The organism is Fructilactobacillus vespulae (assembly GCF_047324295.1).
GTDB classification, from domain to species: Bacteria; Bacillota; Bacilli; order Lactobacillales; family Lactobacillaceae; genus Fructilactobacillus; species Fructilactobacillus vespulae.
This window is the reverse complement of the sequence record NZ_CP137138.1, coordinates 754,048-779,711: the sequence shown is the minus strand read 5'-3', so window position 1 is coordinate 779,711 and position 25,664 is coordinate 754,048. Positions and strand designations below refer to the sequence as shown.

General features: G+C 37.6%; 23 protein-coding genes. 5 read left to right on the top strand and 18 right to left on the bottom strand.

Annotation, left to right across the window (positions count from 1 at the left end; genetic code table 11):
• Nucleotides 1-22 precede the first annotated feature (22 nt).
• The 3 genes from R4B61_RS03635 to R4B61_RS03625 all read right to left on the bottom strand — a co-directional run bounded on the left by R4B61_RS03635 (nucleotide 23) and on the right by R4B61_RS03625 (nucleotide 3,636).
• Entirely contained in the window at nucleotides 23-2,299 is a 2,277-nt protein-coding gene (locus tag R4B61_RS03635) for an ATP-binding cassette domain-containing protein (RefSeq protein ID WP_413626955.1), read from the bottom strand.
• 85 nt (nucleotides 2,300-2,384) lie between these two features.
• Nucleotides 2,385-2,849 (bottom strand): threonine/serine exporter family protein, encoded by a 465-nt coding sequence (locus R4B61_RS03630; protein ID WP_413626954.1) that lies wholly within the window; start codon nucleotides 2,847-2,849, stop codon nucleotides 2,385-2,387.
• A gap of 10 nt (nucleotides 2,850-2,859) precedes the next feature.
• A complete protein-coding gene (locus R4B61_RS03625) occupies nucleotides 2,860-3,636 on the bottom strand; it encodes a threonine/serine exporter family protein (protein WP_413626953.1) in 777 nt (258 codons plus the stop codon).
• A 145-nt stretch (nucleotides 3,637-3,781) separates the two neighbouring features.
• On the opposite strand from R4B61_RS03625, the gene R4B61_RS03620 reads away from it, so the two are divergent.
• Nucleotides 3,782-4,129, top strand: a complete 348-nt coding sequence (locus R4B61_RS03620; RefSeq protein WP_413626952.1) for a hypothetical protein — start codon at nucleotides 3,782-3,784, stop codon at nucleotides 4,127-4,129.
• 45 nt (nucleotides 4,130-4,174) lie between these two features.
• On the opposite strand, the gene R4B61_RS03615 is transcribed toward R4B61_RS03620, so the two are convergent.
• From R4B61_RS03615 to helD, 11 genes are all read right to left on the bottom strand, one after another.
• Nucleotides 4,175-5,074, bottom strand: coding sequence for a cation diffusion facilitator family transporter (locus R4B61_RS03615; RefSeq protein ID WP_413626951.1), 900 nt, complete (start codon nucleotides 5,072-5,074; stop codon nucleotides 4,175-4,177).
• 14 nt (nucleotides 5,075-5,088) lie between these two features.
• The gene (locus R4B61_RS03610; RefSeq protein ID WP_413626950.1) at nucleotides 5,089-5,529 is read right to left on the bottom strand and encodes a nucleoside 2-deoxyribosyltransferase; all 441 of its coding nucleotides are present in this window, start codon (nucleotides 5,527-5,529) and stop codon (nucleotides 5,089-5,091) included.
• A gap of 1 nt (nucleotide 5,530) precedes the next feature.
• Entirely contained in the window at nucleotides 5,531-5,944 is a 414-nt protein-coding gene (locus tag R4B61_RS03605) for a hypothetical protein (RefSeq protein ID WP_413626949.1), read from the bottom strand.
• Nucleotides 5,945-5,991: 47 nt separating this feature from the next.
• Nucleotides 5,992-6,741: a DUF1003 domain-containing protein gene (locus tag R4B61_RS03600; protein WP_413626948.1), complete on the bottom strand. Its 750-nt coding sequence runs from the start codon at nucleotides 6,739-6,741 to the stop codon at nucleotides 5,992-5,994.
• Nucleotides 6,742-6,745: 4 nt separating this feature from the next.
• A complete protein-coding gene (locus tag R4B61_RS03595; protein WP_413626947.1) occupies nucleotides 6,746-7,633 on the bottom strand; it encodes an RluA family pseudouridine synthase in 888 nt (295 codons plus the stop codon).
• A gap of 122 nt (nucleotides 7,634-7,755) precedes the next feature.
• Nucleotides 7,756-10,563, bottom strand: a complete 2,808-nt coding sequence (locus R4B61_RS03590; protein ID WP_413626946.1) for a mucin-binding protein — start codon at nucleotides 10,561-10,563, stop codon at nucleotides 7,756-7,758.
• Nucleotides 10,564-10,747: 184 nt separating this feature from the next.
• The gene (locus tag R4B61_RS03585) at nucleotides 10,748-11,320 is read right to left on the bottom strand and encodes a YdhK family protein (protein WP_413626945.1); all 573 of its coding nucleotides are present in this window, start codon (nucleotides 11,318-11,320) and stop codon (nucleotides 10,748-10,750) included.
• A gap of 48 nt (nucleotides 11,321-11,368) precedes the next feature.
• Nucleotides 11,369-13,498, bottom strand: coding sequence for a copper-translocating P-type ATPase (locus tag R4B61_RS03580; RefSeq protein WP_413626944.1), 2,130 nt, complete (start codon nucleotides 13,496-13,498; stop codon nucleotides 11,369-11,371).
• A 16-nt stretch (nucleotides 13,499-13,514) separates the two neighbouring features.
• Nucleotides 13,515-13,943: a CopY/TcrY family copper transport repressor gene (locus R4B61_RS03575; protein ID WP_413626943.1), complete on the bottom strand. Its 429-nt coding sequence runs from the start codon at nucleotides 13,941-13,943 to the stop codon at nucleotides 13,515-13,517.
• Between the two features lie 122 nt (nucleotides 13,944-14,065).
• Nucleotides 14,066-14,980, bottom strand: coding sequence for a type I pantothenate kinase (gene coaA, locus R4B61_RS03570; protein WP_413626942.1), 915 nt, complete (start codon nucleotides 14,978-14,980; stop codon nucleotides 14,066-14,068).
• Between the two features lie 3 nt (nucleotides 14,981-14,983).
• Nucleotides 14,984-17,290: an RNA polymerase recycling motor HelD gene (gene helD, locus R4B61_RS03565; protein ID WP_413626941.1), complete on the bottom strand. Its 2,307-nt coding sequence runs from the start codon at nucleotides 17,288-17,290 to the stop codon at nucleotides 14,984-14,986.
• Between the two features lie 119 nt (nucleotides 17,291-17,409).
• Between helD and R4B61_RS03560 the strand changes: the two genes are divergently transcribed.
• From R4B61_RS03560 to R4B61_RS03550, 3 genes are all read left to right on the top strand, one after another.
• The gene (locus tag R4B61_RS03560) at nucleotides 17,410-18,069 is read left to right on the top strand and encodes a histidine phosphatase family protein (RefSeq protein WP_413626940.1); all 660 of its coding nucleotides are present in this window, start codon (nucleotides 17,410-17,412) and stop codon (nucleotides 18,067-18,069) included.
• Nucleotides 18,070-18,077: 8 nt separating this feature from the next.
• Nucleotides 18,078-19,340, top strand: coding sequence for a GTPase HflX (gene hflX / locus R4B61_RS03555; RefSeq protein ID WP_413626939.1), 1,263 nt, complete (start codon nucleotides 18,078-18,080; stop codon nucleotides 19,338-19,340).
• A 268-nt stretch (nucleotides 19,341-19,608) separates the two neighbouring features.
• Complete coding sequence (locus R4B61_RS03550; protein WP_413626938.1) at nucleotides 19,609-20,937, top strand: APC family permease; 1,329 nt, start codon at nucleotides 19,609-19,611, stop codon at nucleotides 20,935-20,937.
• Between the two features lie 108 nt (nucleotides 20,938-21,045).
• Here the strand turns inward: R4B61_RS03550 and R4B61_RS03545 are convergent, their stop codons facing one another.
• The 4 genes from R4B61_RS03545 to R4B61_RS03530 form a co-directional block, all read right to left on the bottom strand.
• Nucleotides 21,046-22,422 (bottom strand): amino acid permease, encoded by a 1,377-nt coding sequence (locus R4B61_RS03545; RefSeq protein WP_413626937.1) that lies wholly within the window; start codon nucleotides 22,420-22,422, stop codon nucleotides 21,046-21,048.
• Between the two features lie 181 nt (nucleotides 22,423-22,603).
• The gene (locus R4B61_RS03540) at nucleotides 22,604-23,410 is read right to left on the bottom strand and encodes a DUF6681 family protein (protein ID WP_413626936.1); all 807 of its coding nucleotides are present in this window, start codon (nucleotides 23,408-23,410) and stop codon (nucleotides 22,604-22,606) included.
• Between the two features lie 2 nt (nucleotides 23,411-23,412).
• Nucleotides 23,413-23,892 (bottom strand): hypothetical protein, encoded by a 480-nt coding sequence (locus tag R4B61_RS03535; protein WP_413626935.1) that lies wholly within the window; start codon nucleotides 23,890-23,892, stop codon nucleotides 23,413-23,415.
• A gap of 60 nt (nucleotides 23,893-23,952) precedes the next feature.
• Nucleotides 23,953-24,519: a guanylate kinase gene (locus R4B61_RS03530; protein ID WP_413626934.1), complete on the bottom strand. Its 567-nt coding sequence runs from the start codon at nucleotides 24,517-24,519 to the stop codon at nucleotides 23,953-23,955.
• A 233-nt stretch (nucleotides 24,520-24,752) separates the two neighbouring features.
• Between R4B61_RS03530 and R4B61_RS03525 the strand changes: the two genes are divergently transcribed.
• The gene (locus R4B61_RS03525) at nucleotides 24,753-25,664 is read left to right on the top strand and encodes a proline iminopeptidase-family hydrolase (RefSeq protein ID WP_413626933.1); all 912 of its coding nucleotides are present in this window, start codon (nucleotides 24,753-24,755) and stop codon (nucleotides 25,662-25,664) included.

Genomic DNA, 25,664 nt, shown 5'->3' with positions numbered 1-25,664 from the left:
AGACAAAAAGAGTAACCACTGGTTACTCTTTTTTGGTATCCATTTGTAATTTTAAGGATTTTCCCGTGCGTGAATCTTTTTCTACCAAGCTATCCTGGGGGAAACCAGCGAAACAAATTTCACCACCATACTTACCGGCATCCGGTCCCATATCAATTAACCAATCTGCCTGACTAATCAACGTTAAATTATGTTCAATCAAGATTAAGGTGTTTCCTTGATTAACTAACTCTTCAAACAATTTAATTAATTTTTCCGTATCCTCTAGATGCAAACCGGTGGTAGGTTCGTCTAAGAAATAAATGGTCCCGCTATGGTTTAGTTCTAGCGCTAATTTAACTCGCTGCACTTCTCCACCAGATAAGGTCGTCATCGATTGACTCAAGTTTAAATAACCTAACCCCACCTTTTCTAACAAACTAACCTTTTGGTGAATTTTAGGAACATCCGCAAAAAAATCAACCGTTTCAGAGATTGACATCTGCAAAACTTCGGCAATGTTTTTGCCATGATATTGATATTGCAATGCTTCTTCGCTATACCGCTTACCCCCACAAAGCTCACAAACTTGCACTACCGGATCCATAAAGGCCATTTCGGTAATCATGACCCCTTTTCCCTTACAACGTGGACAAGCTCCGGCACCATTATAACTAAATAGCTTAGTTGACACTCCGTTAGCCTTGCTAAATAAGTTTCGCAAGGGATTCAAAATCTTTAAATAGGTCGCTGGCGTAGAACGAATGTTAATTCCCGCTGCTTTCTGACTTAAGTCGACGTATTCTTGCCCAGCAACTTTTTGTTTAATGGCGTTCACTAGCGTACTTTTCCCCGAACCCGCAGGACCGGATAAGACCGTCATAACTCCCAATGGGATCTTGGCACTAACGTTTTTCAGATTGTGCTGCGTGACGTTTTCAACCGCTAACCAATCTTTGGGTTTCCGTGGTTCATTAAAGTGAAGCGGACGGCGGAGCATTTTACCCGTAATGGTATCGGAAGCCAGTAACTGTGGATAGGTACCACAAAAGGTAATGTTTCCCCCACCACTTCCAGCTTGGGGACCCACTTCCACGACATAATCTGCGGCTTTGATGATTTCTGGATTATGATCAACTAAGACCACCGTATTACCTTGTTCTTTTAGTTTTGATAGTGACTTAGTAATTAACTGGATATCATGTGGATGAAGCCCCACACTAGGTTCATCTAGGATGTATACCAAATCAGAAAGCGAGCTGGTCAAATACTTAGCAATCTTGATTCGCTGGGCCTCACCACCAGATAACGTATCGGTTCCCCGATCAAGCGATAAGTAACCTAGACCAATCTCGACTAAGGCATTAATCTTACTCTTTAGTTCTCGAACCATGGTTTTGGCAATGGGATCAGTAATAGTATCTAGGTACTGCAACAAGTTAACCAAATCCAAGTGACAAACTTCGGCAATGTTTTTGCCGTTAATTTTACTCTTTAAGGCATTGGGATTTAAGCGCGAACCGCCACACTCAGGGCAAGTTTTCCGCGTTACAATCTTGTCTAAGGTTTCTTGATGGTGTTTCCCCGAAGCACTGTGAATTACAGACCGCATCATTCTGGGAACTAGCCCTTCATACAATGCCGTTCTTCCCCATTTGGCCGGTGGATTTTTTAACTTTTGTTGCTCGGCATGCATGAACCAATCGTATTCCTCAGGGGTGTAGTCCTTAATTTTCTTATTTAAATCAAAGAGCCCACTGTTACCGTATTCTTTCCAACGCCAGGTTCCTGGTTGAAAGCCGGGAAAGGTCATCGCCCCTTCATTCAATGACTTATCCGGATCATATAGTTGCGTTTCATCCACTTCATCAACGAAGCCCAAACCCTGACACTTTGGACACATTCCCTGCGGTAGGTTAAAGGAAAACCAATCCGAATAACCCACCCAAGGTTGTCCCACTCGTGAAAACATTAAGCGCAACACTGAATAAATTCCCGTATACGTGGCTAAAGTCGAACGAGAATTACTCCCAATTGCTTTTTGTTCCACCACAATTGCGACAGGCAGGTTTTTAATCTCATCTACTTCTGGTTGTCCATACTTAGGTAAATACTGTTGCGTAAAGCTGGGAAACGTTTCGTTTAATTCTCTTCGTGAAGTCGCAGCCAGTGTGTCGAAAACTAATGATGACTTCCCAGAACCTGATAAACCGGCAAAAACCGTCATTTGATGTTTGGGGATATCAACATTAATATTTTTCAAATTATTTTCGCGTGCACCCCGAATTTCAATTGTTCCTTTGGCAAATAAATCTGACATTTCTGCTTCCCTTCATTTAGTTAAATCATTTAAAGTATAGGTTCATGGTATCGTATCTATCCTCAAATAAAAAACGAAAACCACCTCACAGAGATTGTTTTCGTTTTCTTAAGTTCCTTAAAACATAATTATATAGTTGAATAAATAGCTCAGATAATAAAAATCCCATTGCTAATGATCCGGCAATCATTAAAACCTGCATCAAATAAAAGAACGCGGTGTGGGAATTGTTCATCGCGATGTTTTTCATAACTTGATAGGCCTGTCCTCCTGGAACTAGCGGAACTAGTGCCGGAATGTTAAAGACAATCACCGGAGTTTTTTTCCTTTTTGCGGCTAACATTCCTAAAATCCCAATCGTAAAGGCTCCAAAGACATTTCCACCAACGTAGCCACCGTTAGAATAGTTAAAGTAAGCCAGATAAACCAAGTAGCCGGCCACTCCAACAATTCCACCCATATTTAAATCCTTGGGGGTTACGTTAATCAAGATTGCAAATCCTAAAGTTGCTACGTATACCCCAACTATTACCACAATTAAATGTAACATTCTCTCTTACCTATCCTAACCAAATCAATGATAGTGAAACGCCAAAACCCAATGCGCATGCACAAATCAAGGCTTCAATTCCTCGGGCGGGTCCACTAATCAGGTTTCCAGAAATCAAATCCCGAAACGCATTCGTAATCTGAACTCCCGGAACTAACGGCATCACGGAACCAACGATGATATTATCAATACTTTTACCCAGTCCGATATTAACCGCAAAAATGCTAAGTGCTCCAATGGCAGCGGCTGCAATAAACTCACTGATGAAACTCGCTTTCACTCGATTAGAAACTAACGTGAAAATAACCCAACCGAGCATTCCCACTAAGCACGTGATGAAAAAATCGGGGTAGTCATTAAAGAATACCACGGTAATTGAACCAGAGATTAAGGCTGCAGAAATCATCATTAACCAATTAGGATAATAAAGTCCCACTTTTTCTACTTTTTTTAACACTCGATAGAAGCGATCGATAGAAATATAATGATTGGCAAAATCCCGTGACAAGCGGTTCACTGCTGCAATTCTTCTTAAATCAAAATTTCGTTTTTCAATTTCACTAATTTGGGCTCCCGCTTCGTCATTGGAAGAAATCATAATCCCCGTAATGGTAACGTAGGCATGCAAATCATCCAAACCGGCATTGGCCGCGATTCGCTCAATTGTATCTGAAACTCGGTTTAATTCAGAACCATTTTCAATCAAAATTTTACTGGCTAATAAACAAGTTTGCACAACTTTATTTTTATATTCTCGTGTCTTTTTAGGTTCTTCTTGTTTAAACATCCAACCGCCACCTTTCTACTATCACTATAGGATATCAAAAAAAAGCATCTTTTAGTATCTTATTTAAAAATTTTATTTTACGTACGTCGCACATACCGCTATAATAAACTTATAGTATCCGTTTTTAGACAAAGGAGAAATTTAGATGAGCGACAATTTATCATTTACAGATTTAAACGAAGCAGCACAAGCAAAAGTAGCAGAAAGTTTTATTCCATTTTACGTAAAACTTTTTAAAAACCAAGAACTAGACGTTATGACTACTTATGATTTTAACCATGTAATTGCTGTTATTAACAGAACCATTTTAGATGTTAGTAACAAGATTCCTTCTGAATTATATCACTATGTACTAACCTTTGATTCAGAATCAGTAATGACGCTTATCAAGGAACTACCTCAAACTTACTTTGAAAACGGTAATCCTACGACCGATTGGGACGAATGGTACGTAACTAAAACCAACGAAATTGATCCCGACGCAACTCTTTAATCACTATAAAAAAGATGACAGCCAACTGGCTGTCATCTTTTTTGGTTAGATATCTTTATCCTTATCGTAGAAGAAATCTTCGTTTTCTCCTCGAGTGGTTTCTGGTTGAATTGTCACATGTTCAATGTGATATTTATCCTGCAAAAGTTGATTAATTTCATCATAAACATTTTGCACCTCACTCAACCGTAAATCAGCAAGGTTAATGTGAGCTGAAAACACAATACTATTTTCATCAACCATCCACGCATGGACGTGATGGACACACTTAACTTCTTTGATTTCCAGTAAATCATGATGAATTGCTTGGTAATCTAAGTTAGGTGAGCCTTCCATTAATATCGAAATCGATTTTTTAATAATGGGCCAACTTTCCCACATAATATAAACGGCAACAATCATGGTAATAATGGGATCAATAATCGTCCAGTTATAAAACTGAATTAAGATTCCTCCAATTATAATTCCTACCGAAGATAAAGCATCGCTTAGTAAATGAAGGTAGGTGGCCTTCATATTAAGGTTATGCTTGGCTCCCTTACTCAATAAAAGGGTGGAAAGCACGTTCGCAATCGTTCCGATAATTGCTACCACTAACATTACCATTCCATCGATTTTTTCAGGATGACCAATTCGACTAATGGCCTCTCCAATCAAAAAAACGGAAATAATCACTAAGAACAACGCGTTAAAGAGGGCTGACAAAATCTGGGCTCGTTTAAAGCCATAGGTATTGGTTTGAGTCTGTTTTCGTTTACTAATGACATGGGCTACATAACTAAAGATAATCGATAAAGAATCACCTAGATTATGAATTGCATCCGATAATAGCGAAAGACTACCAGAAAAGACCCCTCCTAAAAATTCCACGACGGTAATTAAACTGTTTAACACCGTCACTTCTAAGAATCGTTTTCCTGATAATTGATTATCATGATCATGCATTGTAAAGTCCCCTTTTAAATAAATTCACCATCATATTCGTTGCTTGGCATTTTATTAAAGTCATAATTGGCAACTTCTTCACCAGTTTTTAAGTACGCGTGTAAGCTTTCTGAAATCATCAAGTTAACGTTATTATCTTTTTCTTGAAAGACAATCACTGGCTTACCCATTGCTACTGCGGCACCAATTTCGTATGCAGTTCCACTATCCACGTGCTTACCTTCGAAGTCGATGATGGCCACCACGGCATCACAGGCCTTAACGTTATCAATATCTTTTTGGTAAATTTCTTTAGCCCAAGGTTTGGTGAACTCGGGATGACTTGCTTCTTGATTTTTTCGTGGTGAAAAGAAATCCACGACCGTCTTATTATCGCTAAGCGCTTGTTCTACTACTTCAATTCGTTTAATTTGTTCGTCGCTAAAAAAGGGACTTGCTAAATAAATTTGAGCCATACTATTTTTCCTCGCTTTCGGAGACAATTCTCCAATTACCTTCATTTGCTTTTGAAATTTGATTTAAAAAGTGAAGGACTTGTTCTGCTTGTTTTACATTATGTTCATTTAAAAGGTTTAATCCCTTCCCCGTATTCATGGGTTGACTAAGATTAAAATTACCATCTGCTTCAGCAATTCCTTCTGAAAAGGCCATCACGGTTTCCCCGGTTTCAATCTTTGTGATAATAAAGAACAACGTAAAGTCATCTTCATCCGTCATATAAACGGGCATTGCCCAAATATCTGGTGCAATTTCACTCATTTCATAGTTCTTGAACTTGTAATCTTTATGGTTCTTTTGGGTCACTGGCACCTTTAGCGTAAACATCATTTTGTTAAAGGTCTCATTTCCCAACTTTATATTATCTTCCACTGGCCTTCCTCCTCTTTTATCTAATCGTATTTTATCACAATCTAAATTTATTCTGATTTACTTTTTTCTTTTAATTCCGAAATATCTTCTCGAAGACCCATGATTTCTCGTTGTAATTCCCCAATCATTCGCATTTGAATCCTGGCAATGTCAATATTGTGCGGCACTTGTTCGCGTGATAACAAATCTAACTTAGCATGCAAGATTCGCAACTCTTGTTCTGATTTTTGGTTAACGTGATAATCATTTTCTGCGTTCATTCGATCTAAATCAGCTGACCGATTTTGACTCATCATAATGATGGGAGCTTGAATGGCAGCTACACAACTCAAAAAAAGGTTTAATAAAATAAACGGAAAGCGATCAAAATGAATCCCAAATAATTCCACCGTGTTTAAAATCATCCAAACCACTAAAATTCCGGTAAAGATAAAAATAAAGGTCCAACTACCACCGAATCGAGCAACTCCATCAGAAACACGCTGACCAAACGTCAAACTATTTTTCATAATGTCGTTAACATCAGTAATTTCAAAGTTAGCATCATCCATTGTTTTAGTTAGTCGGCGGTCTAACTTACTGTTTCTCTTGTTATCATTTTGAATTAAATTATTAACGTGTTGAATTTCATAAAATAAAACATCCCGATTACAAATAAAATCGGTATTCTTTACTTCGGGATGCTTTAGTCTAATTAGCTTTCTAACCGGGGAAGCAATGTTTTTGAAGAGCTTCCCTTCATGAGCCGGAAAACTCTTTCCATCAATTTTACATTTTTTTATCACTCTGTTTGCCATCTGGTTACCCCTTTTCATTCAGCAATTGATCCATATCCTTTGGCAATTTGGCGCTAAACGACCTGGTCTTTGCTAGAAATGGATCATAAAAAGTTAGCTTTTCTGCATGCAACGCCTGTCTAGAAATTCCCTCATTTAAAGGTCCCTGATACAATTCATCTCCCAAGAGTGGATGACCCAGACTGGTTAAATGAACTCTAATTTGGTGAGTTCTACCGGTATATAACTTCACCGAGATTAAAGTTGCCTTGGGCAGTCGCTTAACCACCCAATATTCCGTTTTAGCAGCCTGTCCATCCTCTAAAACTTCTCGATAGAAATTATTTCCTACTCTACCAATCGGTTTTTCGATAAAACCATGATCAGGTTGTAGGCTACCGGAAACAATCGCTAGGTAGCGCTTATCAATGGTTTGTTTAGCGAGCGCTTGATTCGCATAACTATTGGCTAGTTGGTGTTTGGCAATCAACACCACCCCACTCGTAAATCGATCTAATCTAGTAATTAGATGGGGACGTAAATCTTTTGCTCCGTTCTTTTTCAGATGTCCCTTAACCCGATTAACTAAAGTGTCACTGCGGTTACTAGGACCCGGAACGGACGTTAGCCCTGCTGGTTTGTTGACGATTAACCAGTTATCGTCTTCTGCTAAAATTTCAATTGGTTTTTCACTGACTAAAACATTATCATCCGCTTTTTCTGGCGGAAAGTTTACCACCACTACATCTGCAGACTGCACTTTAGTTGTGGCATCAACCTGAATGCCATTAATTTGAAAACTATCCGCTTGGGTTTTCAAATTTTTATACATCCGATTACTAACTCCTTGTTTAAGAAGAAATTTTTTTAATGAGATAACTTGATTTTCGCTACTTTTCCATTTTACTTGCATAATTTTCTCCAACACTAGTTAGTTTTTCTAAGCTAATCTTAACAAATCACCTTCATTGCCACAATCTTAGCCAAACAAAAAAGACACTTTTAAAAAGTGCCTTTTTGCAATCAACTTAAAAATTAATCTTTTTGATCTTTTTTACCTAGTCCAATCATTCCGATAATTCCAGTAAATGCTACTAAAATTGCTCCCAATAATGACTTACTATTTTGTTCTACTTCTCCAGTTTGTGGCAACGTTGCCTTCTTAACTGGTGTATTAGCTTTATGACTGTTATTTGCTACAGTCTGCTTCTTAGCAACAGTAGTTGCATTGTTCTTAAGCGTTGTTTGCTTAGTAGTCACAGCTGGTTTAGTAGGTACTACTGGCTTAACCGGATTATTAGGAGTAGTTGGTTTAGCAGGTTCTACTGGTTGGTTAGGTGTGTTTGGTTTGTTAACAATATACTTGATTAAAGTATTGTCACCAGGATGACTTGGATCAATTGGATATTGATCGCCTGGTTGTAATGGTTGGTTGGTCGTTGGATCTAGAGGTGTCATTCCAGGAATGTTTGGAATTACTGGATTGACTGGTTTACTTGGGTCCTTTGGATCATTTGGATATTGTGGGTGATCAACACCTGGAATTTCATTTCCATTTGGATCTACCGGAATCAAACTTCCCATCTTAGCGTAAACTACGGTCTCGTTATCATCACTTGATGTAACACTCACAGTCTTGCTTGCAATCTTTGCTTGTCTCTTATCTTTGAGATAGTAACCATTGATTACTGGTGAGTACTTTTCACTAAATGCGGCCTTATCGGCATTCCAGTTAGTATAAGTAACCTTTCCAGTCACTTCATCAAAAGTTCCCGTTCTTTCAAAGGTAACTGAGTCTGTAACTGGGGTATGAAGTTCGTTTCCATTTTCATCTACATAATTAATGGTTTGGTTAATTACTTTTCTTAATGAATTTACATCCGTTCCAGCTGGATACTTAGGTCCCGTTGGATTAGTTGGATCAACTGGTTTTCCTGGTTGACCTGGGTTGTTAGGAGTTACTTCTTTAGTCTTGTGTTTCAAAGTAACTGTATAAGTTGGAGTGTTAGTAGTAATGGTTTCACCAGCTTTAGGATAACCATCATGAACTAATTCAAACCCTTGTTTTTCGAGTTCTTGAATTTCATCAGTAGTCGTATAAGTGGTCTTTGAACCTAAGTCACCTTTGATAACATCATTCTTGATAATCTTATTGTTGTCATCTTGATCAATATAATTTACAACTACTTGACCTTGATTATGACTGTAAACAAACGTTACGGTTTGAGTAAATGGTTGGTATTCACCAGCAGTAATTTTGGAACTCTTACTACTATCCACTGTATAATTTGTAATTTCTTTTGGTTTAGCAACCCAGTTACCTGCTGGATACCAGTGATTTTGGTGATCAATTCCGTCATTAGCTTGATTTTCATTATTAACGTTCGTTGACATTATCGTTGAAGGCAATAAACTATTACCCTTTTCATCAACATATTTAACTGTTACTGATTGGTTAGGAATAAAGTGGAGCCAAACTCCTGCTTCTCTATAGTTAAAGTAGTCGTCATTCTTGCCACCACCAACGGAGCCAATGTATGCAAAGCCTTGTTTAGCATATTTATCTGCTAAAGCTTGAACTTTACCGGTAACATCTCCATTTTCATCCTTGATTTTTTCACCATAAACACCAGTTACATTAAATGCTCCAGGCATTGAACTCCAATTTATTCCAATAATTTGTGGCTTACCATCTGGATTAATTTCATTATCAGTAGCTGACTTATCAACTTTTTCGTAATCAAAGTTAATCATAATTGGATTAGAATCATCTTTAGTTTGAACTTGACCAACAAGTCCATCAACAATTGGGTTTGAAACTAGTTTATAACCTGGAATCTTAATTGCTCTAATTTCAAACTTAGAAGCGGAAGGTGCAGCTGGGTCACCATTTTCATAGTCAATACTATTAGTGGTTGCCCATGCAGTCGGTAAGATTGATATTAACAATGGCTTGCCACTATCTTTATCCATAAAGTTAACTTGGATGTTAGATAAAGGTGCAAAATTAATTGTCATGTTAACGTCGTGGTCTACCATTTTCCAGTTTGAAAAACCACCGCCATTGATAAAGGTGTTCTTAAATTCATCAACATTAAGTGCTTTATAGCCAGGAAGTGGGAAAGTGGGATCTTCAATCGAAGCTCCTTGGGCTCCCTTAAAGGTATAAATTCCCGTTTGTGGATTATAATTATTGACTAAATCAATTCGGGTTTCACTTGATATATCAACTGGTTTATTGTTAACAATATCCCAAAACTTAATGGTAGCAGTATGTTCCGCCTCGGTTTGACTTTCACCCGCATTTGCTCTGGTACTAATAGTGCTATCATTAGTAGTTACTGCATTAGCCTTGGCTGGTTGAGTGGCCTCACTTTGACTCTTGGCAGTATCATTAGTTGATTTTGCTTCATTATCAACTTGTGCAGCGGTAGTCACCGCTTGTGGTTTTGCTACTTTTTCTGCTTGTGCAATTGCAGTAGCTGCTTGTGGCTTTACTGCGCTATCTGACTGTGCAGTTGTCGTTGCTGTTTGTGCTTTTGCAGTACTGTCTGACTGTGCAGTTGTAGCAGTTGAATTTTGTGGTTCTGCTACTTTATTATTTTGATCATTGGTAGTTGTAGTCTGCGTTGGTTTTGCATTACTATTTTGATCACTCGTTACAGCCGTTATTTTATTATTCGTGTAATCACTATTATCATTAGCTTCTACGCTACTAGTAAAGCTGTATAAAGTACCTAGCAAAACAAAAGTGGACATCGAAAATACTAACCAATTCTTTTTAACTTTATGTAAAACTTTCTTATTAGATTCTCTACTATATTTATTTTTGTTATAAATCATATGTATTGCCCCTTTCGCCAACCATAATAGCACTTTCTCGCGAAAATGGTTAAAATATGTTAAAAAAAGTTAAACAATTTTAAATTGAAATATTTGCAATTAAGTTATTACTTAAAAAAATAAAACATATGTTAAATTTTGCAAAATAAAAAAGCCAAAAATGATTTATTTTTGGCTTTTTCTATTAACGAGCTTTTAACTCATTTTGTGCGATAAACATGTGGTTTTTAACCATTTCCCCACCATTAGTTGGTTGATAATCAATCACATAGGCAGGACCATTCTTAACGTTAGTAATGGTTGCTTTAGCTCCCTTCATACCTTCCATATGATCAGAAGTAAGAACCACCTTATCACCCTTTTTATGGTTTTTCTTCATATCTTTGAATTCATTTGCAGTAATCCATTTATGATTTTTTACCATTTCACCGCCGTTAGTAGGCTGATATTTAACTTCATATAATTTAGTGTTATAAGCAGCAACTACTTTTCCTTTAGCATTTTTCATATTATCCATATGAGTTGCTAACACCGTAATCTTTTGTCCGGCCTTAAACTTCGGATTTTTAGCTTTTTCTAGGTTAGTTGGCATTTTCATATCAGAACTCATCTTCATATCGCCTGATTTGTCATGGTTCATGGAATTCATATGCGAATCCATTTTATGAGAATCCTCACTGGCTGCAAAAACTCCAGTTGAAAAAGTTAATGCGGCGACCAAACTTACTCCTGAAATCACTATTTTTCTAATCTTCATTTTAATCTCCTTTAATTAAACTACTTCGTCAAACTGCTATTTTTTAATTTATTTCCGTTTTAAATGTAAGGTAAGGGCATTAATTGCCACAATTACCGTTGAAAATGACATGATAATTGCTCCTACTGCTGGCGATAAAACCAAACCAATGGGTGCTAATAAACCAACGGCAAGTGGCATGGCAACGATGTTGTATCCGGCACCCCACCATAAGTTTTGGACCATTTTTTTATTAGTTGCTCTGGCAAGATTAATAAATTCAACGATATCTTCTGGATTACTCTTTACTAAAATGACATCCGCTGAGTCAATAGCCACATCAGTTCCGGCTCCAATTGCCACCCCTACATTTGCTCTAGACAAGCTAGGGGCATCATTAATTCCGTCACCAACCATCATAACGACTTGGCCTTTGTTCTGATAATCTTTAATGATTGCTTCTTTTTCGCCTGGTAGTAATTGTGAACGATACTCGATGTTTCCTAATAATTTAGCAATCTTTTGCGCAGCTAGGTCATTATCACCAGTAAGCATTACGGGGGTGATTCCCATAGCTCTTAATGAGTTAATCAAGTCCTTTGACTCAGGGCGAATCACATCCCCTTGAGCGATTAATCCCAACACTTGATTATTACTGATTAAATAACTAACTGAATTACCGGCACTAGCTAATTCATTAAAGCGATTTTGATCATAACTGATTGCCTTTTTATCTAAATAGTTAGCCGAAACAATTTGATAATCTTTTCCAGAAACCTGTCCTTGAAGGCCGACTCCCTTGATTGCTTTAACTTCAGATCCCTTATTGGGTGTTAAACCCAACCGTTTAGCTTCATTTATAATTCCCATTGCTAAGGGATGACTAGAATTAACTTCTAAGTCAGCAAAGATCTGGAGCAATTCGTTTTTATTTAAATCAGAAGTTGTTTCCAACGCATTTACGTTAAAGACCCCTTCAGTTAAAGTTCCAGTTTTATCCATAAATACATACGATAACTTTTTAACGCTTTCAATGGCTTGGCGATTTCTAACCAAAAGACCATTTTGAGCACCAATTGAGGTACTTCTGGCAACTACTAGTGGAATGGCTAATCCTAAAGCATGTGGACATGCAATTACTAGAACCGTTACCATCCGTTGCACTCCATAACTAAATCCAGTTACTGCCGTCCAAATAATTAGCGCTAAAATTCCAATAACTAAAGCACTGTAAAACAATTGCCGAGAAACTTTATCGGCTAAAGTCTCTGCCTTTGATTTTTCCTTTTGGGCTTCAGAAACTAACTTAATTACTTGAGCAAGATATCCATCTTCACCAATAGCTGAAATTTCAACGTTTAACGTTCCATCGCCATTAACTGAACCACCAATGACCTGGTTACCTGCTTTTTTAGCAACTGCTTTAGATTCACCAGTCACTAGCGATTCGTTAACTGCACTACTACCACTCTTAACCACTCCATCGGTCGGAATCTTTTCACCGGCTTGTACCAAAACAACTTGTCCTGCACTAAGTTCATTAATCGCAACGTCGGTCACAGAACCATCTTCTTGAACTAGGTGGGCTTCGTTAGGTAGTAACGCCGTCATTTTAGAAACCGCACTGCCGGCGTTCATAACCGCATTCATTTCAATCCAGTGTCCTAAAAGCATAATTACGATTAAACTGGCTAATTCCCAGAAAAAGTTCATTACCATACCATCGGGATTAATAAAGGTATTCATTACAAACGAATAAATACTATAGAAGTAAGCCACTCCAATCCCCATGGTGATCAAGGTCATCATGGCTGGCTCTTTAGAACTCATTTCTGACTTAGCTCCACTAAAGAATGGTTGTCCACCAAAGAAGAACAAAATCGATGACAAAATTAACACAATCCAACTAGACCCGGGAAATGTAATTTGAAATGGTAATACAATTCCCATAAAGGGAGAAAGAAGCAAAATTGGTATTGCCAATGCTAATGAAATCCAAAATCTACGTTTGAAATCGTTCATATTCATCATGTGACCATGTCCCATGTCCATGCCACCCATGTCGTGACCCATGTGCATATGATCCATATTCATATGTTCCATATTACCGTGATCCATGTGGTCGTGGTTCATGTGGTCGTGGTTCATTTCACCATGACTCATATCCATGTGTTCATGATCCATATTCTTCATATCCATCTTATTAACATCCTCTCTATTTACAACTACCGTCTGGTAAACAGTTACAATCAATCTTGTCAGGCGCCGTTTTCAACTTACTTTCAATCACTCGTTGTAATTCATTTAAATCTGATTTTGTCATCGTCGTTTTCTCTAATAGCGAAATAAGCGCTTTTCCAGTTCTTTTTGAACACATATGGCTAAATAGTTCCGAAGCAGTTTGATCCATTGCTTCTTGTTCATTAATTACTGCAGTATAAATAAAACGATTTCCATCTTTAGTGGTCTGCAACGCACCCTTTTTAACTAACCGAGATAATAGCGTTTTGATGGTTGAATCTTTCCAGTCAGAGGAATCCTGCAACATTTGGATAATTTGTCTAGTGGTTCCTCCACCTAGGGACCAAACAATTCTCATTACGTTCCATTCAGCTCCAGTAATTGCTTCAACCTGATTTTCCATATCTATCCCACCTTCGTTTACATTTGTAAACCTAGTATAGTTTACATTTGTAAACGATGCAAGGATTTTTACTCAAAAAAAAATAGCCCTTTAAAAGCAAGTAGCTTCTAAAGGGCTATCTATTAGTATTTACGTAAATAAATTTTATCAATCACATGTTGTGATCCCTTATGAATTATCAGATTAGCACGATCTCTAGTCGGCAAAATAAAATCATTCAGATTGGGTAAATCAATTTCTTTCCAAATCTTTTTAGCGATGGCTAATGCCTCCGACTTGGAATATTTCGTATATTTATAAAAGTAATTTTTTTCATCCGTAAATGCGGTCTTCAACAACTGCTGAAAACGATTTAAAAACCAGCTTTCAATCAGATCTACGTCTGCATCAATATAGATGGAGAAATCGGTAAAATCACTGATATAAATATTTTGTCCTTCTGGAATCTGAAACGTATTGATTCCTTCAATAATTAAAATATCCGGATTAGTGACCGTTTCAAATTCATCTGGAAGCACGTCGTAAACCTGATGGGAATAGACTGGAGCCTTAACTTCTGGTTGTCCTTCTTTTACATCGACTAAAAATTTAATTAGTCGTTGCATATCATAACTTTCCGGAAATCCCTTTCGGTCCAAGATTCCTTTATCTTTTAAAGTTTGGGTGGGATATAAAAAACCATCCGTGGTGATTAGTTGGGTCTTTCGGTTGGGCAATAGGTAAGCGAACAAATATTTCAGCAAACGAGCGGTCGTTGACTTACCGACAGCTACACTTCCAGATATTCCCACAATAAACGGAATCCGTTTCGCCCTTTGCCCTAAGAAATCACTCTTTTTGTTTTGCCACTGCTTTTGATTTTCCACTGCCTGACTAATCAAGTGAATCAATGGCATGTAAACTTTGGTAACGTCATCTAGAGAAACGTTATCATTAAAAGCCTTTAAGTTTTCTAAATCGGCCTTCGTAATCGGATTTAAGTTCGTGGGATAAAATTGTTCCCACGTTTCTTTATCATAAGCATAGAAGTTATCCATTCCCTACTCCTTGATCAAATCATAATCAGTTTTGGGAACTCGAGTAAAGATTGGAGCTGGTTGTCCCACTGCAATAATTTTCAAACTATGCATGGCCCGTGTACAAATTGTGTAAATCAACTTATCTTCATCCGGGCTGGCATAACGAGCTGCAGAACCATTCCACATGATTACCGAATCAAACTCTAGTCCCTTAGCCAAGTAAGCTGGAACAATGATTGCTCCCTTAACTAAACGTTGATTTTCGGTTCTAATTAAGGTTGCCTTAATCCCACGTTTTTCTAAGCCTTCCGCAACCTCTTTACAATCAGAAAGGGTCTTTCCAATAATTGCGGTCGTTTCTTCTTGTTTTTGATCAGCTTCAATTTGTAACTTGATTTGATCAAAACCTTGATCTTGATTTTCGACCTGCTCAAGGACCGGCATTGAGCCACTTCTTGAAAATGATTCGATTGCCTGACCATCTTCAATCAGACCCTTACTAAAGTTAGTGATTTCTTGAGTTGAACGATAAGATTTCAATAGGTTGATTACTCGAATTTTTTCCGGATCAAACATCGTTTTCAAATCATTCATGATAGAAGTATCATTTTTGGTGAAAATTGCTTGGTTTAAATCACCCAATAAGGTGAACTTAGCTCTCGGATAATTCCACTTCAAATAGGCCAACTGGAATGGAGAATAATCTTGCACTTCATCAATAAATAGATATCTCATCTGCGTATCTGGGCGCTTTCCGGTAACTAAGTCAAATAGATAAAGGTAGATAGACACATCCCCCATGCTAATCTGACCGTCTTGAAAGGCAGTAATGGTCTTAGTAATACTTTGTTTCCAATCCTGTTTATCCAATCCCGTTTCTTGAAAAGCTGGATAGTTAGGAACCGCATGTAAAAGGTGCGCAAATTGTTTGTTAATGCTAAAGAACCGGTGACGCATAATTTGCTTAGCAACTGGTTTAAAGGCATTTTTAACAATTTTTTTAGCAATAAATTTGTATTCTTTATCGCTATCTTGAACTTGATCACCATACTTGGCGTAAATCATTTGAAGATCTTCTTTTGAAAGTCCTTCGATGGTTTCTTCCACCCACCGCTTCTTCATTTCTGAGCCAATGTGATGATTCAACTTCTTCATTAAAGTTTCTTTGGTGGCTTCTAAACGAGTTCGCAATGAATAGTTATCATTAAAACCGTAGTATATTTCTTTAATCTGTTCACTAGAGAAGAAAACTTTACCTTGGAAAACAATATTTTTAAATTGGATGTCGTGTTGGTTTAAATCATTGGCGTATTGGTGCACCAAGTCAAAGAAAGCCAGACTATTTTTAAACTTAGCTACGTCTTTTTGCTTGCCTTGTTCCTCGGCTTCAAATCGTTCTTGCAGGGTTTCTACCTCTTGGTGTGGAACTCTACGACTCATAAATTGATAATAAGTCATTTGAACCATGTTTTGTTCACCTAGTTCTGGCAACACTTGGTTAATATAATCATTAAATAATTGGTTAGGAGAAAATAAAATCAACTGACCCGGATTCAAATTGCCACGGTAGCGATAAAGTAGGTAAGCCACTCGTTGTAACACTGCGGCTGTTTTACCAGAACCGGCCACCCCTTGTACAAATAGTAAACCCGCATCCGTATCTCGAATAATCGTATTTTGTTCTTGTTGAATCGTAGCAACGATACTCTTCATTTTGGTATTGGATTGGTGACTAAGGTTTTCTAATAACAACGGATCACCCACGGCTTCATCCGTATCCAAAACGTTTTTGATGATTCCATCTTTAATTTGAATCTCACGCTTTAATGAAACATCCACCGTCTGTTTTCCCATCGGTGCGTTATAGGTCATTTCCCCAATTCCGCTATCATAATAGACACTACTAATCGGAGCTCGCCAATCGTAAATTAAATATTCATCTGGTTGATCTGGATTCGTAAAGGAGGCCAAACCAATGTATATCTTTTCTGGATTAGTACTGGCTTCCTTAACATCAACTCTGGCAAAATAAGAGTTATCGTCTAATTTTTGTAAAGTTTTTAAATCCCGAGTGGCGGTCTGCCAGCGGTTTTCCTTTTGCATCAACATTTGTTGTTGTTGGCGCACGGAAACCCCGGTCTCAATCATGCCACCGTATGTACTGGTCTTAACCCGCACATCGTTGTAAAAGTCTTTTTCTAGTTCTTTTTGTCCTGACTTTGCCGCTTGAATGGTTTTAGCAATCTTAACCTTTGCTTTTCCAATCTGTTTTCTAACAAAGTTCAAATGGGTTTGTTCTAATTTTTTTAGTTCATTTGGTTCAGTCATTGTGCACCTCCATCGGTTTAAACTCGACTAATAATTCTAACATACCCATAAACTAAAGACGATTATTATCATTTGAAATATGATAAAATTTAAGGAAAACTAGTCCGGAGGAAATTTACATGACTCAAATTAATTTATACTTTGTCAGACATGGACAAACCCAACTAAATAGCTATAAAAGAATCCAAGGGTGGGCTGATTCTGACCTAACCGAAAAGGGCGTGAAAGATGCTGAAAATGCAGCGGATCTTTTATCACAATTAAAGTTTGATGCCGCCTATAGTAGTGATACTAAACGTGCTAGTCGAACTGCACGAATCATCTTAAAACAAAATCCCGCAGACCTTTTTGAACCCATTCAAAGAAAAGCCCTACGAGAAGAAAACTTCGGCTACTTTGAAGGAAATGATACTAATCAAGTTTGGAATATGATTGGTGGTCCACACGGAGTTAACACTTACTCAGATATGATCAAAAAATTTTCAATGGAAAAAACCAGAGATATGATTGCAGCCGCAGACCCCTACCATGATGCCGAAGACAACGAAGCCTTTTGGAATCGAGTTCAACCAGGAATCGATGCAGTTGCTCAGGCAGCAAAAGATGGTGATAACGTCTTAGTGGTTGCCCATGGTAGTATGATTAGAAGTATCGTCAGCAAATTTAGCGATATCGATATTTCCGAACCCATTTTAAATGGAAGTGTCACTAAATTAGTCTTTGATGGTCACGACTACCACGCTAAATTCTACAATCACGTGACCGACCTCAACGAATAAGGAGAACTATGGAAAACTTACCTACTCCGGTTATTACAATCGGTTTAAACTTGAATAACCGCAACTTTGATTATTCAATGGAAGAATTAAACAATTTAATCATCGCCAACCACATGGAATCGGTTGAAACGGTGACCCAAAAATTGGACCACCCCGATAGCGGTTCATACTTTGGTAAGGGAAAAGTGGAATTTTTAGCACAGCTAATTGAAACTACTGAAGCCGAAACCATCGTGGTTAATGATGAACTTAGTCCAAGTCAGATTCGTAATTTAGAAAACCAAACGAAAGCCACGGTAATTGACCGAACCGGCCTAATCTTAGAAATTTTTGCCAATCGAGCTCAAACTAGAGAAGCCAAACTTCAAGTGCAAATGGCCAAACTAAAATACCAACTTCCTCGTTTAAGAACTAGTGCTAGTCAAAGATTAGATCAACAATCGGCTGGTGGTGGTCTTGCTAACCGTGGTTCTGGTGAAACCAAAATCGAGTTAAACAGACGGACCATTGAACATCAAATTAACCACGTTCGCAATGAACTAAAAGAAATTGACCGTTCCCTAGAAACTCAAAGCAAGCAACGGTTAGCTAATGAAATTAAAACCGTAGCTTTGATTGGTTACACCAACGCTGGTAAATCAACCATCATGAACAAATTGGTTTCGCAATTTGGAAAAAACGAAGCCAAGCAGGTTTTCGTCAAAAACATGCTATTTGCTACGCTGGACACTAATGTTCGTGACATTCGCCTTCCTGACAATAAACAATTCTTGCTCAGTGATACCGTGGGATTCGTTAGTGAACTCCCCCACTCACTAGTCCAAGCATTTAAATCCACCTTAGCCGAAGCCGCTAATGCCGACTTACTAATCCAAGTGGTTGATTACTCAGATCCTAACCAAGAATTAATGATGGAGACCACTGCAAAAACCCTAAAAGAAATCGGGGTGCCTGATCTTCCGATGATTAAAGTCTTCAATAAAGCTGATTTAACCGATAGCCAATTTCCTAGTCGTGAAGGTGACAATCTCATTATTTCTGCTCAAGATGAAAGCTCAATTGCTTCTTTAGTTGATGTTATTCGCGAAAAGTTATTTGCCAACTACGTGACTCAAACTTTCCTAATTCCGTTTGCCAAAGGAGAAATCGTCAATACCTTTAACAACAAGTATGACGTCCAAGCAACCACGTATACCGGTGAAGGAACCCAACTAGTCGTTAACTTGCCTGAAAATGAAGTCGCTCGGTACGAAAATTATCTAGAAAAATAATCACATTTACGTTGACAACTGTATATGTACAGTATACAATTACGACATAATATTAAAGCTTATACTTAAGTACTGCTTCTTAGAGAGTCTGATTTCTTCTGTAATTCAGATGCTGCAGCTTAACTGGCCACTTTAATACACACAACTAAATGCTTATTAAAAGTGCTTCTACCCGATTGTAGAAGAAACTGGGTGGAACCGCGCGCAAGCGTCCCTGACATTAACAACTGTCATGGGCGTTTTTTTTAGGCAAAAAGGAGGAATTATCATGGAAAAATCAAAGGAAAAAGTATCCTTAAATCGTGACTTAGGCCTTTGGTCAGCACTTTCATTAGTAATTGGAACGATCATTGGGGTCGGAATCTTCGTCCGCCAAGCAGCCGTTATTAATGATGCTGGATCAGCCAAAGCCGCCTTACTAGCTTGGTTAGCCGGTGGTTTGCTAACCCTAGCTGCTGGATTAACCATTGCAGAAGTAGCATCCCAAATCCCTAGCACTGGTGGTTTGTATGCCTACATGGAAGAAATGTACAACAAATTCTGGGGATTCTTATCCGGATGGGTGCAAATTATAGTTTATGGACCAGCAATGATTGCAGCGCTTGGTTCTTATCTATCAGTCCTAGTTAGTGACTTCTTCCACATCCCCGCAATTTGGAACATTCCAATTGCCTTAGGAACGGTCTTCTTAGTGGGAATCTTAAACATCTTCCCTAACCGTTATGGTGCTTCCTTTGCAATTATCACAACAATTTGTAAATTAGTTCCCGTAATTGCAATTATCGTATTTGGTCTTTTCTTTGGCCATGCTGATGCATTATCACAAAGTGTTAAAGGCCTTCACACTACTGCTGGTGGTTTTGGAGTTGCCATGCTAGGAACTTTATTTGCCTTTGATGGCTGGATTCTAGTTGCTAACTTGGGTGGAGAAGTTAAAAACCCACAAAAAACACTTCCACAAGCAATTTCTATCGGAATCATCGCCGTCCTAGGAATCTATCTCCTTGTTTCTTATGGAGTTTTGAAGAGTATCGGTGCCCAAAAAGTTCACGACTTAGGAACTGCGGCAATCCCATACATTGCCCAATCTGATTTTGGGGTTATCGGTGGTAAGATTTTAAGTATCGGAATCATCATTTCAATCGTTGGTTGTATGAACGGAAAGATTATGACTTTCCCACGGATCATGTACGCAATGGCTGAAGAAAAACAACTTCCTTTCTCAAAACAACTAGCATACCTTAACCAAAAGACTAGAACACCAATCGTTTCTATCATAGCTGTTTTATTCATCGCTAGTATGATGATTTGTTTTGTTAACGCTGATCGACTATCAGAACTTTGTATCTTTACCATTTACTGTTTCTACGTAATGGCATTTATCGGAATCTTCCTCTTAAGAAAGAGAAACCCTAGCACCAAACGTGCTTTCTCAGTTCCACTCTTTCCCTTCACTCCAATTGTGGCAATCTTAGGTTCACTCTTCGTGATTATCTCAGAAATCTTTTCTGACCCCATCGGAGTTATTTGTTCTCTTGCAATTGTTGCTCTAGGAATTCCCGTTTACTATTACGAAGTTATTCATAAAAACAAATAAACTAAAAGCTTGATTCAATGATTAATTGAATCAAGCTTTTTTGTTACCTTAATTTAGCAATAAAAAAACCCTAGGTTAGATAGATATCTAACCTAGGGTTTTTAAATGTTATTTAGTTAAACTCTTTTCTTTATGTTGCCAGAACATGTAACCACCAATCATTACTGCAAAGAAAATCACTGTTGCTATGACAGAGATTCTAGTTTCCGCATTAAACATTAGTACGACTAACACAAATACATAGAATAAAATGGTTAGGTAACTACTAATTGGGAACAATGGCATCTTAAACTTACTGTTTTGAATACCATCCGTGCGCTTGTATTGAATGTGGGCAAACATAATAATCAACCATACAAAGATAAAGCTGATGGTTGCAACCCCTGTAATCAATACGAAGATTTCACTTGGATAGAAGTAGTTCAATAGGACGATTCCTAAGAATACCAATGATGAAACTAAGATTCCCACAAAGGGAACGTTGTTCTTAGATAATTTACTAAATGATTTTGGCGCATGACCATTCTTTCCTAGAATGTAAAGGGTTCTTGAAGTTGAAAAGATTGCTGAATTGGCAGCAGATAATGCTGAAGTCAATACCACAAAGTTAATCAAGTTAGCAGCAAACCCAATTCCTAAACCGGAGAACACTTGCACGAATGGTGATTGGCTAGCGTTAATTTGGTTCCAAGGATAAACTGACATAATTACTGCCATTGAACCAACGTAAAAGATTCCAATTCTAAATGGTACGGAGTTAATTGCTTTGGGAATATCCTTTTCCGGACTCTTAGTTTCTCCGGCAGTTAAACCAACCATTTCAATCCCAGTAAAGGCAAAAATTACCATTGGGAAAGCTAGAACGAAACCAATTCCACCAGTAGCAAAGAAACCACCGTGGTTAACTAGGTTAGATAATGAAACCGTGTTTCCTTGGGTATGGAACCCAACTGCAATCATCCAAATTCCGGCTACAATCAAAGCCATGATGGCAAAAATCTTAATACTTGAAAAGGCAGATTCTAACTCACCAAACCAAGCCACGTTAATCAGATTAAAACCAACTAGGACTGCAACAACAATCAATGGAGTTACCCATTGCGGTAGTTGTGGGAACCAGAATCGAAGATAAATCCCCGAAGCCGTCAAGTCCGCCATGGCTAAACTGGCCCAACTTAACCAATAGGCCCAACCAATTGCAAACTCCCATTTTCCACCCAAATATTCACGTACAAAGTCAATAAAAGAATGAAGTTTAGTATTAGATAATAATAGCTCACCCACGGCTCGCATCATTAAATATGAAAAAATACCAGTGATCAGATAAGCAAGGATTAACGCTGGACCTGCCGATTTAATTGCAGTTCCGGAACCCAAGAACAATCCGGTTCCAATCGCCCCTCCAATCGCAATCATCTGAACATGTCGAGAGGTTAATCCTCTTGATAAATCATCAGTTTCAGTCACTTGTTTTTTATCAGCCATAATACACATCACCTTTCTCAAACAAAAAAAGGTCTTTCAGACAAATCATGTCGGTTTGGCCGAAAGACATTTCGTTATTTTTTATAAAAATCTTAATCAGAACAATACTAACAACATTTTTTTTAGTCGTCAACTAATTAATGTTAATCAAACCAAAAAAGAGTCCTGTAATAGACTCTTTTTATCTACGTTCATAAGCAACCTGAAGTTCGATGTGATAATTAGTAACATCGTATAGAATCCCGGTCCGACCCTTCATACAATACTTTCCACCGGTCAAGTAGGCACCCGCAAGGTATAACTTAATCTCAGTAGGATCAATATTTTTCACTTTTTGAAGACCCACTGATTTGATTTTACCAACTTGTTGGGCCTCTAATTCATTGATTCCGGCGTAAACTAGATAATCACCATCTTTAAACTTCATTGAAAAGTAGGGAATTAAAGCCCCTTTTCCAATTGCAAAAATTTGATCTTCATCCTTGGCAAGTAATTGCTTTAGCTGTGATTCACTCATCCCGGCATAATCTTCTCTTAGAAGCTTATTTTGAATCATCCGAAGCGCTAAATCATTAATCATCTTTTGTTCTACATTATCAGATGAAATACTAGCTGGAATTACCTTTCTTTTATCGTACAAACCATTGGCAGGAATGTTGTATTCCCGATAAGGATTTTTACGTCCTTCAGTTTCTTCGGCAGGTTTGATGTGAAGAACTTTATTAATAACGGGAGTGATATCCAACTTGGAACTCTTCTTCGTAAAATAGTAAATAATGTTTAAATATAAAAAGTATGCCATTAAAACGGAAATCAATAGTAATAATAGTCCCCGATTAGTCGCACCATTCACTAAAAATCGGTAGGTAATGTAGCAAATATAACCCCACCCAAAAAAACCTAAAATAGTGTAAATTTGAGATTTTAGTTTGGTTCCAACGTTAATGTAAGCTAGCCATGAATTAATTAAATCCAACATACTAAACATAACTAGTTACCTCCTTCGTTACTGTTTGAACTATTAGTTTTAGTTTGATCAGTATTATTCGTTGTAGCAGCACCTGAATTATTGGTTCCACTAGAATTGTTATTTTGGTTTGTGGTGTTGCCACTAGTCTTGTTGGTGTTATTACTACTATTGTTAGCGTCTGTAGTAGTCTTATTCGTATCTTTATTAGTGGTATCAGTACTATTAGCGTTGTTGTTAGTATTGGTATTAGTGCTGTTTTTATTATTATCTTTGTTAGTTGAATCAGTTTGAGTAGTCTTTTTATCTTTATCACTTGAATCACTAGTAGTCGGAGTGGTTTGATTGGTGTTTGTATCCGTCTTCTGGGTCGTAGGCGTATTTGTTACTTTGGCCCCTTCTTGAGTATTAGTAACTGTATTAGTTACCACGTTGGTGGCCCCTAGTGCTAAGCTAATCGCTACAATTGCAAATGGGGTGATAATTGGTGGAACTCTTTTCATTACTAGTCATCTCCTTTATTTATCTACTGTCTATTATTTCTTATTTAAATTAAATATTAATTAATGCTTATTTAATTTTTCAATAATTTGGTCAACCTCATGCAGAGTTTGGTCTAAGTTCTCATTATAAATCACCGTCGCATGGTCTAAAAGTTCATCCGGTAAGCTCAAATCACGATTATCTTCTTTGCTATTAATCCGTTTTTCTACTTCTGCTAATGAGTCTCCCCGACTTATCATTCTATCCCTTAATTCATCTGCTTGGCAAACACTCAGAAAAATAATTTTAGCCTGCTCTTTTAACTTCTTCTGGTAGGTAATTGCACCAGCGGTATCTAACACAATCGTTGCTAAATTTTGGTTAGCTAAAGCCCGCTCAATCCCCTCTATAGAAGATCCGTATTGATTGCCTGCATAGTTAACTGCTTCTAGTAAATGTAAACGGGCAAAACTTTCCTTATTTTCAAAATAATAGTTAATCCCATTTTTTTCTCCAGGACGCTCTTTTCTAGTAGTATGCGTAATTACTGGATTAATTTGATGTTTTTGTTTTAGATAATTTTGAATGGTAGTTTTTCCTGTTCCTGCTGCTCCCGTTAGAACAATCACGTGCTGGTTTGACTTCATAAATACTCCTATTTTAATAATCAAATCTTTTCTATAATTGTATCGTATTTTAAACATTTTATTATTTAATAAGCCCGTTTTTTTCAATTTCTTCTATATTAATGGGTTTTTATAAAAATATCTTCAAAGATACATTCTAGCTAATTATTTTCGCTTTCTGATATTTATTCAATGATAACATGTTCCGTTTAGTGGTATGATTGATGGTAATCTTAATAAGTAGGTGATTAGAAATGAAACAAGGAACCAAAATTTTAACGCTCGATAACGGTTACCATTTATGGACCAATACGCAAGGAACTGGAACTATCCACTTGCTTGCTCTACACGGTGGCCCTGGTGGAACCCATGAATACTGGGAAGACACTGCACAACAATTGAAAAAACAAGGACTAGACGTCCAAGTTCACATGTATGATCAACTTGGATCATGGTATTCAGACACTCCTGATTGGGACGATCCTGCAGTTGCCAAAAACATTCAAACTTACGACTACTATGTCGATGAAATTGAAGAAGTCCGCCAAAAATTAGGAATTGATAACTTCTACCTAATTGGTCAATCATGGGGTGGTGCTTTAGTTCAACTCTATGCCGCCAAATACGGTGACCACCTAAAGGGTGCCATTATTTCATCAATGGTAGACCGCATCTCAGATTACACTGAACATCTTGCTAAAATTAGAAAAGAAGCACTTACCGATGATGAATTAGCTTACATGCAAAAATGTGAAGCTGAAAACAACTACGATAACGACCGTTACCAAGAACTAGTTGAAAAACTAAACGATCAATACGTAGACCGGAAAAAGCCCGCTGCAATTGCTCATTTAGTAAGCACCATGAGCGTTCCGTTATACAATGCTTTCCAAGGTGACAACGAATTTGTAATCACTGGTAAATTAGGTGAATGGAACTTTACTGATCAACTTAAAAACATCAAAGTTCCCACTCTAGTTACCTTTGGTGAACATGAAACAATGCCAATGGAAACTGGAAAACGAATGGCTGAAATGATTCCAAACGCTAAGTTTGTTTCTACTCCTGAAGGTGGTCATCATCACATGATTGATAATGCTCCCGTCTACTACGATCACTTAGCTACTTTCATTCGTGAAGTGGAAGCAGGAACTTTTAATAAATAA

Excerpts from the sequence above, each read along its gene's own strand:
- R4B61_RS03635 (WP_413626955.1), bottom strand. The coding sequence starts at position 2,299 with ATGTCAGATTTATTTGCCAAAGGAACAATTGAAATTCGGGGTGCACGC.
- R4B61_RS03630 (WP_413626954.1), bottom strand. The coding sequence starts at position 2,849 with ATGTTACATTTAATTGTGGTAATAGTTGGGGTATACGTAGCAACTTTA.
- R4B61_RS03625 (WP_413626953.1), bottom strand. The coding sequence starts at position 3,636 with ATGTTTAAACAAGAAGAACCTAAAAAGACACGAGAATATAAAAATAAA.
- R4B61_RS03620 (WP_413626952.1), top strand. The coding sequence starts at position 3,782 with ATGAGCGACAATTTATCATTTACAGATTTAAACGAAGCAGCACAAGCA.
- R4B61_RS03615 (WP_413626951.1), bottom strand. The coding sequence starts at position 5,074 with ATGCATGATCATGATAATCAATTATCAGGAAAACGATTCTTAGAAGTG.
- R4B61_RS03610 (WP_413626950.1), bottom strand. The coding sequence starts at position 5,529 with ATGGCTCAAATTTATTTAGCAAGTCCCTTTTTTAGCGACGAACAAATT.
- R4B61_RS03600 (WP_413626948.1), bottom strand. The coding sequence starts at position 6,741 with ATGGCAAACAGAGTGATAAAAAAATGTAAAATTGATGGAAAGAGTTTT.
- R4B61_RS03595 (WP_413626947.1), bottom strand. The coding sequence starts at position 7,633 with ATGCAAGTAAAATGGAAAAGTAGCGAAAATCAAGTTATCTCATTAAAA.
- R4B61_RS03590 (WP_413626946.1), bottom strand. The coding sequence starts at position 10,563 with ATGATTTATAACAAAAATAAATATAGTAGAGAATCTAATAAGAAAGTT.
- R4B61_RS03585 (WP_413626945.1), bottom strand. The coding sequence starts at position 11,320 with ATGAAGATTAGAAAAATAGTGATTTCAGGAGTAAGTTTGGTCGCCGCA.
- R4B61_RS03580 (WP_413626944.1), bottom strand. The coding sequence starts at position 13,498 with ATGGATATGAAGAATATGGATCATGAACACATGGATATGAGTCATGGT.
- R4B61_RS03575 (WP_413626943.1), bottom strand. The coding sequence starts at position 13,943 with ATGGAAAATCAGGTTGAAGCAATTACTGGAGCTGAATGGAACGTAATG.
- coaA (WP_413626942.1), bottom strand. The coding sequence starts at position 14,980 with ATGGATAACTTCTATGCTTATGATAAAGAAACGTGGGAACAATTTTAT.
- helD (WP_413626941.1), bottom strand. The coding sequence starts at position 17,290 with ATGACTGAACCAAATGAACTAAAAAAATTAGAACAAACCCATTTGAAC.
- R4B61_RS03560 (WP_413626940.1), top strand. The coding sequence starts at position 17,410 with ATGACTCAAATTAATTTATACTTTGTCAGACATGGACAAACCCAACTA.
- hflX (WP_413626939.1), top strand. The coding sequence starts at position 18,078 with ATGGAAAACTTACCTACTCCGGTTATTACAATCGGTTTAAACTTGAAT.
- R4B61_RS03550 (WP_413626938.1), top strand. The coding sequence starts at position 19,609 with ATGGAAAAATCAAAGGAAAAAGTATCCTTAAATCGTGACTTAGGCCTT.
- R4B61_RS03545 (WP_413626937.1), bottom strand. The coding sequence starts at position 22,422 with ATGGCTGATAAAAAACAAGTGACTGAAACTGATGATTTATCAAGAGGA.
- R4B61_RS03540 (WP_413626936.1), bottom strand. The coding sequence starts at position 23,410 with ATGTTTAGTATGTTGGATTTAATTAATTCATGGCTAGCTTACATTAAC.
- R4B61_RS03535 (WP_413626935.1), bottom strand. The coding sequence starts at position 23,892 with ATGAAAAGAGTTCCACCAATTATCACCCCATTTGCAATTGTAGCGATT.
- R4B61_RS03530 (WP_413626934.1), bottom strand. The coding sequence starts at position 24,519 with ATGAAGTCAAACCAGCACGTGATTGTTCTAACGGGAGCAGCAGGAACA.
- R4B61_RS03525 (WP_413626933.1), top strand. The coding sequence starts at position 24,753 with ATGAAACAAGGAACCAAAATTTTAACGCTCGATAACGGTTACCATTTA.